General features: G+C 67.7%; 12 protein-coding genes. 1 reads left to right on the top strand and 11 read right to left on the bottom strand.

Annotated features, from left to right (window positions below):
* Nucleotides 1-25 precede the first annotated feature (25 nt).
* A complete protein-coding gene (locus tag EWH10_RS20630) occupies nucleotides 26-595 on the top strand; it encodes an outer membrane protein assembly factor BamE (RefSeq protein WP_037481813.1) in 570 nt (189 codons plus the stop codon).
* A gap of 189 nt (nucleotides 596-784) precedes the next feature.
* Here the strand turns inward: EWH10_RS20630 and EWH10_RS20625 are convergent, their stop codons facing one another.
* The 11 genes from EWH10_RS20625 to EWH10_RS20575 all read right to left on the bottom strand — a co-directional run bounded on the left by EWH10_RS20625 (nucleotide 785) and on the right by EWH10_RS20575 (nucleotide 12,851).
* Nucleotides 785-1,663: an NAD-dependent epimerase/dehydratase family protein gene (locus tag EWH10_RS20625; RefSeq protein WP_044660472.1), complete on the bottom strand. Its 879-nt coding sequence runs from the start codon at nucleotides 1,661-1,663 to the stop codon at nucleotides 785-787.
* Nucleotides 1,660-2,643: an ATP-grasp domain-containing protein gene (locus tag EWH10_RS20620; protein ID WP_044660471.1), complete on the bottom strand. Its 984-nt coding sequence runs from the start codon at nucleotides 2,641-2,643 to the stop codon at nucleotides 1,660-1,662. Before EWH10_RS20620 ends, EWH10_RS20625 begins: the two co-directional genes overlap by 4 nt.
* Nucleotides 2,640-3,356, bottom strand: a complete 717-nt coding sequence (locus EWH10_RS20615) for a metallophosphoesterase family protein (RefSeq protein ID WP_025550772.1) — start codon at nucleotides 3,354-3,356, stop codon at nucleotides 2,640-2,642. Before EWH10_RS20615 ends, EWH10_RS20620 begins: the two co-directional genes overlap by 4 nt.
* Nucleotides 3,347-4,483: a glycosyltransferase family 4 protein gene (locus EWH10_RS20610; RefSeq protein WP_044660470.1), complete on the bottom strand. Its 1,137-nt coding sequence runs from the start codon at nucleotides 4,481-4,483 to the stop codon at nucleotides 3,347-3,349. The genes EWH10_RS20615 and EWH10_RS20610 overlap by 10 nt, the downstream gene beginning before the upstream one ends.
* Nucleotide 4,484: 1 nt before the next feature.
* The gene (locus EWH10_RS20605; protein ID WP_238320114.1) at nucleotides 4,485-5,342 is read right to left on the bottom strand and encodes a sulfotransferase domain-containing protein; all 858 of its coding nucleotides are present in this window, start codon (nucleotides 5,340-5,342) and stop codon (nucleotides 4,485-4,487) included.
* Nucleotides 5,343-5,344: 2 nt separating this feature from the next.
* The gene (locus EWH10_RS20600) at nucleotides 5,345-6,481 is read right to left on the bottom strand and encodes a glycosyltransferase family 4 protein (RefSeq protein WP_044660468.1); all 1,137 of its coding nucleotides are present in this window, start codon (nucleotides 6,479-6,481) and stop codon (nucleotides 5,345-5,347) included.
* A 134-nt stretch (nucleotides 6,482-6,615) separates the two neighbouring features.
* Nucleotides 6,616-7,767 (bottom strand): outer membrane beta-barrel protein, encoded by a 1,152-nt coding sequence (locus tag EWH10_RS20595; RefSeq protein ID WP_235600810.1) that lies wholly within the window; start codon nucleotides 7,765-7,767, stop codon nucleotides 6,616-6,618.
* Nucleotides 7,768-7,853: 86 nt separating this feature from the next.
* Nucleotides 7,854-8,429 (bottom strand): polysaccharide biosynthesis/export family protein, encoded by a 576-nt coding sequence (locus EWH10_RS20590; RefSeq protein ID WP_025550778.1) that lies wholly within the window; start codon nucleotides 8,427-8,429, stop codon nucleotides 7,854-7,856.
* Nucleotides 8,430-8,601: 172 nt separating this feature from the next.
* Nucleotides 8,602-9,444, bottom strand: a complete 843-nt coding sequence (locus EWH10_RS20585; protein WP_044660467.1) for a sulfotransferase family protein — start codon at nucleotides 9,442-9,444, stop codon at nucleotides 8,602-8,604.
* Nucleotides 9,441-10,697 carry a DegT/DnrJ/EryC1/StrS family aminotransferase gene (locus tag EWH10_RS20580; protein WP_044660466.1) on the bottom strand — a complete coding sequence of 419 codons (1,257 nt, stop codon included), beginning with the start codon at nucleotides 10,695-10,697 and terminating at the stop codon, nucleotides 9,441-9,443. The genes EWH10_RS20585 and EWH10_RS20580 overlap by 4 nt, the downstream gene beginning before the upstream one ends.
* Nucleotides 10,698-10,712: 15 nt before the next feature.
* Complete coding sequence (locus EWH10_RS20575; protein WP_044660465.1) at nucleotides 10,713-12,851, bottom strand: polysaccharide biosynthesis protein; 2,139 nt, start codon at nucleotides 12,849-12,851, stop codon at nucleotides 10,713-10,715.
* Between the last annotated feature and the right edge of the window lie 308 nt (nucleotides 12,852-13,159).

Here is a 13,159-nt window from a genome sequence, read left to right as displayed (position 1 = left end):
ATTGATCGCCCGGCCGCCCGATGCAATGGCGGCTTTGTTTTTCGGCAAGGTCCGGGGCAAGCCCCCGCAGGAGAAGTTCATGCGCCAGTTCAGCCGCCAATCCCGCAGCGGGCGGATTTTGCTTGGCGCAGGCCTTTGCGCGCTGCTGCTGGGCGCGTCGGGCTGTTCGCGCATCCGCACCCATCAGGGCTATCAGGTCGACAAGCTGCTGGTGGATTCGGTCCAGCCCGGCATCGACAACCGCGCATCGGTGGAAGGGACGTTGGGCCGGCCGAGCTTCGTCGCGCAGTTCGGCGACCAGGACTGGTATTATGTGTCGCGCGACATGCGCTCGCTCGCCTTTTCCAATCCCAAGCCGGTGTCGCAGACCGTGCTGCATGTGCGTTTCGACGCGGCGGGCAATGTCGTGGCGGTGGATCGCATGGGGCTGGAGCAGGTCGCGAAAATCTCGCCTTCCGGCGACAAGACGCCGACATTGGGCCGCCATCGCAGCCTGTTCGACGAGATTTTCGGCAATATCGGCGCGGTGGGCGCCGGCGGCATGGGCGGTGCAGGCGGCGGCAGCAACACCGGCGGCGGTCCGAACGGAAGCTAGAGCATCGTGCGCAAAAGTGGGAACCGGTTTTGCGCTTAAAAGGATGCGACAACAAAAGCTTGGAGCGCGCGGCCTGCGTATGATTTAACGCAGCGCGCTCTGGAAACGACCAGGTCCGGCCGGGCTTGGCTGAGCCCGAACGGTCCTCTTGGGTCGGCAACTGGCCGTCGCAAGCGGCATTCTCCAACCCTACACCTTCCTGAGCAGACCATCGGCCAAGCGCATCGGTCGGTAGCCCAATGCCCGCAACCGATCGATGTCAAGGGCGGGAAACCCCCAATCCTGCTCTCTTCCTCCAGCCTCATGAACCACCGGCGCACCGGTTTGCCTGGACAGCAGTTGCGCCAGTTCCGCCATGGTCGTCCGGACCCCGCTGCCGACATTGAAAGGCCCTGCCTCCTCATTTCCGAGCAGCAGCAACATGGCCCGCACCACATCGTCGACATGGACAAGGTCGGCTCCGAACCCGCCGCCGCCATGCAAGCGGATCGGCCCACCGCTGGCGGCTGCCCCGGCCATCGCGGCCAGCGCGCCGCTTCGCTGGCCCGGCCCATAGACCGATGCTAGCCGCAGCGTCTGGAGCAGCACATCCTCCCCCCGGCAGCGTTCCGCCGCATAGATTTCCTGCCCGACCTTCGAACCGAGATAATAGCCCCTGCTGCCGGGAAAGAGGGGCGCATGTTCGTCCGGAGGCTGGGGAGCCGGCGCATAGGCATTGGCGCTGCTCGCCTGCATGATCCGCCGCACACCTGCCCGGATCGCCCCGTCGGCCAGTTTCAGCGTGCCGAGCGCGTTGATCCGCCAGCAACGCTCCGCTTCCGCCGGGTCGCCATGATCGGACGGGATATGTGCGGCAAGATGGACCAGCGCCGTGCAGCCGGAGAAATCCACCCCCTCGACCGCCATCAGGTCGAGAAACGCCCATTCGTCCGCCGGATGGGCTTCCGGCGGCGGTCGGCGGCCGAGATGACGGACGCGCCAGCCGGCGCGGCGCGCGGCGGGCAGGAAAGCACGGCCGACAAAGCCCGATCCGCCGGTCAGCGCCAGCAGGGGGGCACGGTCGCTCATCGCACCCTGTCGATGCGCTCCTGCGGCACGAACATCTCGTCCCAATAGCGCAATATGACCCCCGACCGAACCGGCGGCTGCACGATGGGGGTGGCGTGGAGCAGTTTCCGCACGCACATCTCCACCTCGTTGAAGCCCGCCATGGCGCGCAGCGGCGTGGTGCCGGAAAATCGGGCGTTGATCTCGAACACGCGGGGCGTGCCGTCGGCGTCGGTGCGGAACTGGAAATTGGCGGGGCCATGGGGTTGCAGCGCCCGCCCCAGCGTCCGCACCTGCGCGTTCAGTTCCGGATAATCGGCAATATAGGCGCGATAGGTGTTTCCGTCGCGCAGGTCGCGGCGCATCACGATGGATGCCTGCACCTCGCCGTCGAAGACGAGCGTGCTGGCGGTATATTCGCAATCGGCGCTGCCCACGCATTGCTGCACGACGAGTCCGCCGCGTCCCTCCAGCGCCGACGCCAGTGCGGTGCGGTCATGCACAACCGACACGCCGACCGAGCGCGCACCGATCCGGGGCTTAACCACCAGCGGAAAGCCCGCCTTGTCGATCAGCGCCTCCACCGCTTCCTCATCCTCCGCCGCGGCGGACGCGGGGTGGGGCAGGCCGACGCTTTCGAAGAAGCGCGCCGTTTCCAGCTTGTCGTCCGCTATGGCGACGACGCGGGGATCGCTGACCAGCACATGCGTGCCGAACAGCGCCTCCAGCCGGCGCCGCTCCGCCGCGAACCAGGACAGTTCCACATCGGTGCCCACCAGCACCACGTCCGGCCGCTCCCGGTCCAGCAACTGGTGGATGCGGTCGCCAAAGGCCGGATCGTCGGCAAAGGGCAGGCGATGGGCGGCGTCGGCCCAGTAGAGGCCAGCGGAAAGCGGATTGGGATCGGCCGCGATCACATGGCAGCCCAGCGCCGATTGCCGCAGCGACTTGATGATGCCCTGTCCCAGCACCGCGCCGGCTCCGGTGACGAGGACCTTCATGCGAAGAACCGGCAGAGCCGCTCCTGCGTGGCGGGGGACAGGGTGGTGGCGCGGATGGCGTGCACCTGGTCCTCCGGATCGAAATCGATGTCGCGGCTTTCGACGGTCACAAAATCTCCCCTGACTTCGATCATCGCCCATTTGGGCGTCCGGTCCCCATCGTCGCGCGGCTGGCCGAGCGAGGCGAGGGTGAAGATGGTGGCGGCGGCGCAATCATAGCGGCGATGCCGGTGAACATGGCCGAACAGGCCATAAAGGAACCCTCGCGCCGCGAGCGCGGCGGCGGCTTCCTCCGCCTCCTGCGTCGAGCGGATATAGCGCCAGTCCCCATAGTCGAAGGGATTGGCATGGGCGGCGAACAGCGGCCCCAGCGACCAGCTTTCCCTCCAGTCGAAGGCCGCCATGCCGCCCGGCGGGATATGGGCGGCGGTCCAGTCGACGCTTTCGCGCAGCCAGTCGGGCAGGGCAGCGCGATAGCTCTCTGCGGCGGGCGATCCCCTGTACAGCATGTCGTGATTGCCGCTGATCAGGATCGCGCCGTCCCGCGCCGCCGCGCCCTGCACCAGTTCCAGCGTCTCCAGCGGCTGCACGCCATAGGTCAGCAGGTCGCCCAGGATCAGCATCCGGTCGAACCCCTCCCGCCGCGCGGCGGTAAGGGCCAGTTGCAGCGGGTCGCTGGCCGCATGGATGTCGGTCAGCGCGGCTATTCGCATGGCGACACCGGCCGGGCCACAGGGGGCGGGGCGAAGCGGAGACGGCGGGCTTCGATCAGTTCCCGGTACAGGTCGAGATGCGCTGCCGCGCAGTTTTCGATGGAGAAGCGCCGGGCGACCCGCAGCGCGCCCTGCGACAGCGCGGCGTAGCGGGCGTCGTCGCCCAGCACATCCGCCATGGCCAGCGCCAGCGCGGCGGGATCGGAGGGCGGGACGAGCTGACCGTTGACGCCGGGCGAGACCATTTCCCGGTTGCCCGCCACCGCGGTCGCGACGATGGGCAGGCCGCTCATCGCGGCCTCTATCATCGCGATGGGAAAGCCTTCCCACAGCGAGCAGTTCACGAACAGGTCCGCCTGCCGCATCAGCGCGTCGACGTCGCTTCGGGCGCCGAGCAGTTCCACCGGTTCTCCAGCCGCCTGCACCGCAAGCCGGCCGAACTCCGGCCCCGCCCCGGCGATGCGGATGCGGGCGGAACGGCCCCGCGCCGCCAGCGCATCCACCAGCGGCCGGGCGGCGCGGAGCAGGGTGGGATAATCCTTCTGCGCCGACACCGTGCCCACGGCGAGGATCGTCGGATCGCGACCGGCGGCGGCGCGCGGCTGCCCGGTCCGGAAGCGGGCGCCGGCGGCGTTCAGGATCATGCGGATCGGCTTGCGGGCATGGCCGCGCAGCAGCGTCTCGCACTGGTCGCTGATCGCGACATAGCCGTCGACGATGCAGTTGAAGAGGGCGAAGGCCGACGGAGGAAAGGAGAGGCGGCTGTTATGATGGGTCAGCACCACCGGCACGCCGGGCATGGCCAGGGCGAGGGGGAGGAGCGCGCGGGCGCTATGGGCGTGGATCACATCGGGCCGGATCGTCCGCAAGGCGCGGCGCAGCGCCAGCGCCCCGCCGGGCAGATTGTTGCGATTGGCGAGTCCCAGGGAAAGGGCGGTGGCGCCGCCAGCCCGCACCCGCGCCATCATCGCCGCCTCGGTATCCGGCGCATTGCCGACCTGCGCGGCGTGGCTCAGCGAAAGGACCGCTGGCTGATGCCCGGCCCCCGCAAAGGCCTCCGCCAGATTGCAGACCAGCATCTCTGCCCCGCCGGACGTAAAGCTGGTGATGATCGAACAGATGCGCATATCAGCGCGCCAGATCGACGCCGGTGGCCGCCAGCAGCGCCAGGGCGCGGGGCGACAGGTCGGCGCGGCAGCGTTCCAGCACCAGATCCGCCTGGTCGGGCCTCAGCCACTCGCCGAAGGCGCCCGCCTTGCCGCTGCGCATGCGCAGGCTCTGGTCGTCCTTGCGATCATAATCATGGCCCGGAATGCCGCTTTCCCGCTCCTTGTCGCGCATCCGGTCGAATTGCGCGGCGGCCACGGCGCGGGCGAGCATGGCGGGCTGCGGCTCGACACCCAGAAAGGCGAGGATGGCGGCGGCGGTCGGCATCGGTTCGGCCAGCATATGCTCATAGCTGATCAGGTGATGCGGTCGCCCCGCCAGCCCCGCCGCCCAGCCGTTCAGATAGCCGGTGAGCGCCGCCATCCCATATTTGGGCTCATCCAGGAAAGCCGTCATGTCGCCGGAAAAGCTATGCTTGTGCCGGGTCGCGTGGAAATAGGCGGACACGATCACGTCGCGCGGATCGCGGACCAGGAACAGGACCGGCCGGTCGAGGAACAGCCGCTCGCGATAGGGCAGGTGGCTGACCAGGATCAGCGGCAGCTCGGCCTCGCCCGCCCGCCCGATGAAGGCGTCGATGCCGCGCACCGGATCGCGGTCGAAATTGGGCAGGATGCGGAAGGTGCTGGTAAGATCGGGCTCGAAGCCCAGCTTCGCGCTTTCCGCGAAATAGCAGGAGAGCAGGTAGCGCAGCCATGTCCGCCCGCTCTTGGGGTAGGACACGAGAAAGGCGTCGGCCCGCGCCGCCGCCAGCCGTAATGGCGGTTCGTCCCGTAGCCGCCGACGCATCGCCCGCGCAAAGCCCTTCAGCGACATCATGTTCATGATCCTGCCCTCACGCGATGATGGTCGAGAATGCTGGTGATGACCGACTGCCAGCGGGCAAGCACCCGATCATGGCCGAAATCGGCCATCCGCTCCCGCGCCGCCTGTCCCAGCGCCGCGCGCCGCGCCGGGTCGGCGCACAATGCCACGATGGCGTCGCCCAGCGCCGCGCCGTCGCCATTGGGCACCAGCAGGCCGCTTCGGCCATGCCCGATCATTTCGGCCGGACCCCATTGGCAATCGAAGGAGACGACCGGCAGGCCCGCGCCCATGGCCTCGCCCACGACGATGCCCCAGCCTTCGAAGCGGGAGGAGAGGACGAACAGGTCGGTCTGGGGAATCCAGTCGCCCGGCCTTTCCGTCACGCCGGGCAGGCTGACCCGACCGGCCAGGCCCAGCCGGTCGCGCTGCCGCTCCAGCGCCGCGCGCTCCGGCCCCTCGCCCCAGATCACCAGCTTCCAGTCGGGAATGCGTTGCGCCACATGGGCAAAGGCGTCCAGCAGCAGGTCGAAGCCCTTTTGCGGCACCAGCCGCCCCACGGCTCCGATAGTGCGGCCGTCCGACCGGCGATCCGGCGCGGCGCCGGCAGGCGGCACCGGATTGGGGATCACCCATCCCTTCACGTCCATGGCGCCCCTGAACCAGTCCATCGCCCCTTGCGTCATGGTGATGAGGCCCACGGCATGCGGATAGGTCATCTGCCGCAGCCGGCTCCAGACCGGCCCTACGGTCTGGAGCGCGGGATTGTTGCGTTCCGACACGATCACGGGGATATGCAACGACCGCGCGGCCAGCACGGAAAGGATGTTGGTGCGCGTCAGGAAGCTCACGACCAGTTCCGGCCGCACCGCCTTCAACGCCCGCCTCAGCCGCCTCTGCCGCCGCAGCATCGCCAATGCACCGGTCGCGGCGGCGCGACGCCGCGACTTCATGCCCAGCCTGACGATCCGCACCTCCGGATGATAGGCGTAATAGGAGGGGGCGGACGGCTCCTCGAACACGATCAGGGTGATGCTCCAGCCCTGCGCCGCGAAATGGTTGCACAGCAGGCTGACGATATGTTCCGACCCGCCGGCGCCCAGCCCCGGAAGGACGAAGGCGAGCATGGGTGGCCTGGATGCTCTTACCAGCATGGCGGCGGGGTCCTGTATAATCACGCTGTTATGCGGGGCCAGTGTCTTTGGCGGGCGATCCCAAGTCCATTGCGCGAAGGGGTTAGGGGGTGGCGCTTTGGATCAGTCCTGTCCCACCCCGGCACGGCTGCGCGTCAATAATGGATGCGCAGTTCAAGCCCGGCGCGGGTGCGGTCGAATTCGTCCAGCGCGACGCTGCTGTCGCGTTTGGAAAAGCGCGCTGTCGCCGCGATGGCGACCCGGCGGTTGACGGCATATTCCAGTTCGCCGGTGACGCCATAGAGATTGTCGGTGTCGTCGACGCCGAAATATTTGCTGCGGCGATAGAGAATCCCCAGCCGCCCCCTCAGATTGTGGCGGATTTCCTGGTTTATGCCGAGCCGGAAGCGCATGTCCTCACGCGATTGCACCCCGGTCCTGTAGGTGGCGACATTGCCGACGAAGCCGTCCAGCGTGATGGTGGTGCGCGGGCGAGGGGCATAGGTCAGCCCGATCTGCACCGACATGCGGGTTTGCGATTCGATCCGCCTGTCCTTCGCGTCGAGGCGATAGACGCCCACCGCGGCATCGCCGCGCAGCGTGCCGCCCGGATCGATGGCGATGCCCACCCGGCCGCCATAGGTCGACGCATCGCGGTTGAACTGGCCTGGCACGGGGGCCAGGCGGAAATCGCGATGCGCCGCGACGCCCTCCACGAAGAGGCTCGTCAGCGGCGACACGCGCAGCATCACCCGCGCAAGGCCGCCGACGGCATCCAGGTCGCGCTCCTCGTCTATGGCGCGGGTGTAGCGCATCCGCGCGCCGGTCGCCTTGAACAGAAATCCGATACGCGAACCCTGATGCAGATAGGACAGGTCGCCCTCCACCAGATTGAGTTCGCGCGGGCCGATGCCGGGCAGGGTGTTGCCCTCCGGCTCGCCTCGATCCTCTATGATATGCTGCCAACCGGCGGCGACGTTCAACCGGTCGGCGGCCGACGGGTTCCAGTTCAGCCCGGCCGACAGGCGCCCGCCCACCGCATCTTCCTTGTCATACTGGAAATATTTGCGGAAATCCCCCTCGGCCCGGGCGGTCAGCTCCAGTGCGCCGCCCTTGCGCAGCAGGTCGACATAGGGGCGGACCTGAAGGCGGAAATCGTCCTTCTCGCCAAAGGCCTGGGCATAGATATTGCTGTCATATTCCAGCCGGGCGCTGCCGCCGATCCTGACGGTCGCGCTGCCCAGCGCCAGCGGCGTCGGTTCGAACAGCGCGGCGGGTTCGCCCTGCAACGGGTCGGAAGCGTCCATGTCCTGCGCCTGGGCGTCAGGCAGGGCAGCCATCAGCAAGAGGGCGGCCGCGCCCCCCGAGGCCGGACCAAATGCCGGGCGGCGCATCAAAACCACTTCTCATAGATGCGCAGCGTGTCGCCCGGCTGGATCATGTCCCGCTCGCCCGCGCGGCCGACCACCTGCCGCCCGTCGACCATGCGGGTGATGGCGACGCTGCCCTGTTCGGCGCGAAAGGTGTATCCGCCCGCAACCGATACCGCCGCCAGCACCGACATGCCCGCGCGATATTGATATTCGCCGGGACTCTTCACCTCGCCCAGCACATAGAAGGGGCGCAGCTTCACCGGCTGCACGCTGACGGTGGGCGCATTGAGCAACTGGCGCTGGGTCAATTGCTGGGCAATGCTGGCCTGCAATTCCGGCACCGTCTTGCCGCCCGCGTCGACATCGCCCAGCACCGGCAGGGAAATCTGTCCCCGATCGTTGATCGTGTAGCTGCTGTCGCCGGAATCGGTGCCGCTGAGGCCCGGAATCGCCACCCGCACCTCGTCCCCCGCGCCCAGACGATAGGCCACGGTCGGCGCGGGCGGAAGGCTGGCCAGGCCCGACAGCCCGCTCGAACAAGCCGTCGTCAGGGCGAAAAGGCCAAGGAAAAGGCCATGATGAAGCCGGTTGCGCATCTGTGTCCCCTCTGGATGGATAGGGCGGAAGTTTAAGCCCTTTGGCTGATTCAGGGGCGGGCAATAACGGCTGGCGGACGGGCAAAAAGGGGCGAGAGCCGGAGCGCTTTGGGGGTGATACGAAGGAGGCGTGCCTGCCATATCGTGCTCCTGAAGGCAGGAGCAGCTACCGTCAGGCAGCCAGTTTCCTATCCTGCCTCCAATGGCTGAGGTCCCGTCCGATCAGCTCCTCCAGATCGGCGATGTCCCGCGCATAATAATCGACCATCCGCTGGCGGAGCATCGCCGGCAGGGGCGGATAGGCGATCTGCCGCGCGAACATGCCGCGCACCTTTTCGAACATCGCGTTGCCGCGCAGGGGCCGCACCGCTTCCTTCAATGGCGCCAATGCGGTGCGCACGGGCAGGGGCAGGAATCTTTCGCTGCTGTCGTTGCGCGGGTCGGCACCCACCTGCGTCGAATAATGGCAGGGCGCTCCGATATGGTCGCTGACGATGGCGACGCTCGCTTCCGGCGCGGCCTTCACGTCCTCGAACAGCAGCACCTTGATCTGCTCGGCATCGAAATGCGTGAGCCAGCGGCGCAGATGCCTGGCGTAAAGCCCGTCCTCCAGAAAGCGCGGCTGGTCGCTTGGCCGCCCGTCCAGATAATGTTCCGGCCCCTTCGTCACCGTGCCGCGCCGGAACAGCATCTTGTAATCCGAATAGGCGCGGTCGACCGGATTGCGGAGCTGCACCACCAGCCGCGCCCTGGGCAGGACGGCGGCGAGACGGGCGGGCGCGTCCGGATGGGCGAGATAATCGGCGGACTTCTCCCCCAGCATCTGGTCGGGCCGGGCGCCATCGAAGAAACGGCGGTAATGGTCCAGGCCGCGCGCATGGTCCTGGCTGAAGAAATGCGGCTCCGGCGCGGGCAGGTAGATGGCCGGGTTGTCCTGAAGCTGGTTGTGGATCCAGGTCGTCGCGCCCTTGACGGCGCCGATGATGACGAAATGCGGCAGGCGGTCGTTGGTCATCCTCTTTCCCCTCTTCGTCCGGATGGCAGTTCCGCCATGGCGATCTCCAGGCAGTTGGCGAGGCGATGCATGTCGCCTTCGTCCAGCAGATGGTCGACCGGAAAGGCGATGCTGCGGCGGCCAAGATCCTGCGCCACCGGCAGGGCGCCGTCGCGGCGCACCTGCCGGTCCGCAAAGGCGGCTTCGCCCGTCATGTCGGCGCAGGAACCGCTGCCCACGGGCATGCCCATCTGCGCCATACGGCCTATGATCGGCGTGGTTCCCGTCTCCCCCAGCCGGTCGGCGGCGATGGTCACATAGAGCCGGTAGAAGGCGTGACCGACCTCGGCTGGAATTGCGGGCACCTCCACCGCCCGATTGGCGCGCAGCAGCCGCATCAGGGTCGCGGCGTTGCGACGGCGGGCGGCCAGCCAACCGGGCAGCTTGGCAAGCTGCGCCCGCCCGATGGCGGCCTGCATCTCCGTCATCCGCCAATTGCTGCCGAAGCTGTCGTGCAGGTAGCGAAAGCCGTTCGTCGTTGCCGGCGCGAAGAATTTGTCCGGATTCTTGCCATGGTCCTTATAGGCCCAGGCCCGTTTCCAGTGCCTTTCCTGCCGCAGCAGGAGCATGCCGCCTTCCCCGCCGGTGGACATGATCTTGTCGGTGCAGAAGGAAAAAGCGGCGGCATCCCCAAAGCTGCCCACGGCCCGGTCGTGAAGGGTCGCGCCATGCGCCTGCGCGCAATCCTCGACCAGCCACAGGCCGTGTTCATCGGCCAGCGCGCGCAGCGCCGTCATGTCGCAGGGCCAGCCCGCCAGATGCACGCACATTATCGCCCGGCTGCGCGGCGACAGCATGCGGCGGGCGGATTCCGGGTCGATATTGTTGCTGACCGGATCGATGTCGGCAAAGACCGGCGTTGCGCCGACCGCGACGATGCAGGCCGCGCTGGCGAAGAAGCTGCGCGAGGGCAGGATCACCTCGTCTCCAGCGCTGACGCCCAAGGCCCGCAGCGCCAGTTCCAGCGCGACCGTGCCGTTGCTGACCGCGATGCCGTGGGGCATGCCGCAAAATGCCGCGAACTCGGCCTCGAAGGCGCGGTTTTGCTCGCCATGGACCATGGCATTGACCCGCCCGGTCTCCAGAACCCGCGTCACCGCCGCGATCTCGTCGGGCTCATGCTGCGGCCAACGCAGCGCGGCATGATCGAGCGGACTGAGGCGGAGCGGAAGCTGGGGCGGAATCTGGGCTTGGGCAGGCGCGGCTTGCATCATTGTTCCCCCAAAAAGTCAGGCGACATCGCGCGGCAGCGGCGAGGACAGGACGGCTGGAATGTCCGCGGGGCGCGGCGGCATCATCAGCAGCGTGTCGGAACTTTCCGCCGCCAGCCGCCGCAATATCTCCGCCCAGCGCGAACTGGCGGAGGCCGCGACCATCTCATGCGTCAGCCGCACCAGCTCATCCGCGTCGCCCGCCGCGATCAACCGGGCAAGCTGGGCGAAGCCCTCCACCAGCATCTCCAGCGGGATGGGGGAGGGCATGGCCTCGAAAATGCCGGGAATGGCGCTTTCGATCTTGTCCTCGCTGCTGTCGAACAGCTCCTCGAACAGCTTTTCGCCGGGACGAAGCCCGATGAACTTGATCGGCACGTCGATTTCCGGCCGCAGCCCGGCCATGCGGATGACGCGGCGGGCGATCTCCACGATCTTCACCGGCTCGCCCATGTCGAGGACGAAGATGGTGCCGCGTTCCGAATCCGTCTCCAACGCGCGGGCGCTGCTTTGCAGGATCAGCAGCACCGCCTCCTGCACCGTCATGAAGAAGCGTTCGATGTCGGGATGGGTGACGGTCAGGGGCTTGCCGCTGGCGAGCTGCTGCTGGAACAGCGGGATCAGCGAACCGCTGGACCCCAGCACATTGCCGAAACGCACCGTCAGGAAACGCGGACTGTCCGGATCACAACTGCCGATCAGGTCGAGCGCCTGGCAGTATAGCTCGCCCAGCCGCTTGGTCGCGCCCATCAGGCCCACCGGGTTCACGGCCTTGTCGGTCGACACCTGGATCATGGCGCGAGCCTCGAACTCGCAGACCGCGTCCGCGACGTTGCGGGTGCCCAGCACATTGGTGTGCACCCCGGCGCAGGGATTGGCCTCCACCATCGGCACATGCTTCAGCGCGGCGGCGTGGAAGACGATCTCCGGCCGCCGCCGCTCGAACACCTGCCACAGCGCGGGGCGCTGGCGGATCGAGCAGAGTTCGGCGTGGAAGCGGACATGGGGGAATTTCTCCCGCGCCTCCATCTCTATGGCGTAGAGATTAAATTCGCTGTGATCGAGCAGCACGATCTCCGCCGGGGCGTAATAGGCAAGCTGGCGCACCAGTTCGCCGCCGATGGTGCCGCCCGCGCCCGTCACCATGATCCGCGCGCCGGTGACCACCCGTTCCAGATAGCTGTGCTGCACCGTGATTTCCGGCCGCCCCAGCAATTCCGCGAGCGGCATCTTCTCTATCGCCATTCGGTCGCCGCTCAGCGGCTGGGCGCTGGTCCAGGGATTGCGGAAGCGGGAGACCACCAGATTTTCCTGCTCCGCCAGCGCCGCGATGCGCAATATCTGCTGCCGGTCGAGCCGCTCGCTGCTTTCCTGCACCACCAGGCTGACCGGCCGCCGGCCTGCGCGGTCGAGGTCCGCGACGATCCGGGGGAGCATCTCGGGCGAGCCCAATATCGGCAGTCCGCCGACATGCAGCCGCCGCTCATGCCCGTCGAAGGAGATGACGCCGACGATCTCCAGGCCCGAATGGGCGTCGGTGGGGACAAGGTCCGCCATGACCCGCGCCCAATCCAGTTCGCCGAGCAGGAGGATGCGCCGGCGCGCCTGCACTGTCCGGCGGAGCCGCGCGGAGCGGACATGCTTGAAGAACTGCCGCCGCAGCACGCGCACGGCCAGCAGCGCCGCGACGGTCAGCGGCACGTCGACGGTCAGGAAGACGGTCATGGGCCCACGCATCATCTTCTGCGGCACCAGCAATCCCGCGGTGATCATCCATATGAGCCAACTGCTGGCGAGCAGGCTGGCCGCCAGCGACAGCGCGTCGCCGATGGACAGGAAGCGCCAGCTTTGCCGATAGGTGCCGACGACGAACAGGACGCTGAGGTTCACGCCGACGAACAGGGCCATGAACCAGGGTTCCAGGAGCGTCCGGGGCATGGGCAGGTCGGACAGGATCAGCCGGGAAAGCACGAAGCTGCCCAGCATGATCAGCGCGTCCAGCGCCAGGATGACGGCCAGCCTGATCGCCCAGAAGCGCGTGGCGCCCCGCGCGGCGAAGGCGCGCGCGGCTGCGTCCAGTCGCAGGAGCATGGCGGCGGGCGGCGTTTGCGCAACGCTGTCCTGCCCGTCCGGCCTGGCTGATGCGATGTTCGGCATTCCGATGTCTCCGAGTCCATGGTCCGCCGGTTGCGGGGGCGGAGGGCTGCCTGGAGGCGCCACCCTGCATGCCGTCCGCAACCGACGGTGGCGCCAAGGCTATCGGAACGGGTGCATCGCGGTAATCGGTCGAGCGGACACTATCCTTTATCCCATGCGCAACCCGACCGGCGCGCCCTTCCGCCCATTGGGGCTATGCCACAGGCTCGATGGCGCCGGACGGCAGGGGTTGGCGGGCGCGGAGGGGAGGCGGATTGCCTCAAAGGGGTAATCTACCGATGCACCGCCGGGCTGCGGGGCGGGCTGTG

It is taken from the genome of Sphingobium fuliginis (assembly GCF_004152845.1).
Lineage (GTDB): Bacteria > Pseudomonadota > Alphaproteobacteria > Sphingomonadales > Sphingomonadaceae > Sphingobium > Sphingobium fuliginis.
The sequence above is the reverse complement of the archived record's forward strand: the minus strand, read 5'-3'. Positions and strand labels throughout refer to the sequence as shown.

Excerpts from the sequence above, each read along its gene's own strand:
- EWH10_RS20630 (WP_037481813.1), top strand. The coding sequence starts at position 26 with ATGGCGGCTTTGTTTTTCGGCAAGGTCCGGGGCAAGCCCCCGCAGGAG.
- EWH10_RS20625 (WP_044660472.1), bottom strand. The coding sequence starts at position 1,663 with ATGAGCGACCGTGCCCCCCTGCTGGCGCTGACCGGCGGATCGGGCTTT.
- EWH10_RS20620 (WP_044660471.1), bottom strand. The coding sequence starts at position 2,643 with ATGAAGGTCCTCGTCACCGGAGCCGGCGCGGTGCTGGGACAGGGCATC.
- EWH10_RS20615 (WP_025550772.1), bottom strand. The coding sequence starts at position 3,356 with ATGCGAATAGCCGCGCTGACCGACATCCATGCGGCCAGCGACCCGCTG.
- EWH10_RS20610 (WP_044660470.1), bottom strand. The coding sequence starts at position 4,483 with ATGCGCATCTGTTCGATCATCACCAGCTTTACGTCCGGCGGGGCAGAG.
- EWH10_RS20605 (WP_238320114.1), bottom strand. The coding sequence starts at position 5,342 with ATGATGTCGCTGAAGGGCTTTGCGCGGGCGATGCGTCGGCGGCTACGG.
- EWH10_RS20600 (WP_044660468.1), bottom strand. The coding sequence starts at position 6,481 with ATGCTGGTAAGAGCATCCAGGCCACCCATGCTCGCCTTCGTCCTTCCG.
- EWH10_RS20595 (WP_235600810.1), bottom strand. The coding sequence starts at position 7,767 with ATGGACGCTTCCGACCCGTTGCAGGGCGAACCCGCCGCGCTGTTCGAA.
- EWH10_RS20590 (WP_025550778.1), bottom strand. The coding sequence starts at position 8,429 with ATGCGCAACCGGCTTCATCATGGCCTTTTCCTTGGCCTTTTCGCCCTG.
- EWH10_RS20585 (WP_044660467.1), bottom strand. The coding sequence starts at position 9,444 with ATGACCAACGACCGCCTGCCGCATTTCGTCATCATCGGCGCCGTCAAG.
- EWH10_RS20580 (WP_044660466.1), bottom strand. The coding sequence starts at position 10,697 with ATGATGCAAGCCGCGCCTGCCCAAGCCCAGATTCCGCCCCAGCTTCCG.
- EWH10_RS20575 (WP_044660465.1), bottom strand. The coding sequence starts at position 12,851 with ATGCCGAACATCGCATCAGCCAGGCCGGACGGGCAGGACAGCGTTGCG.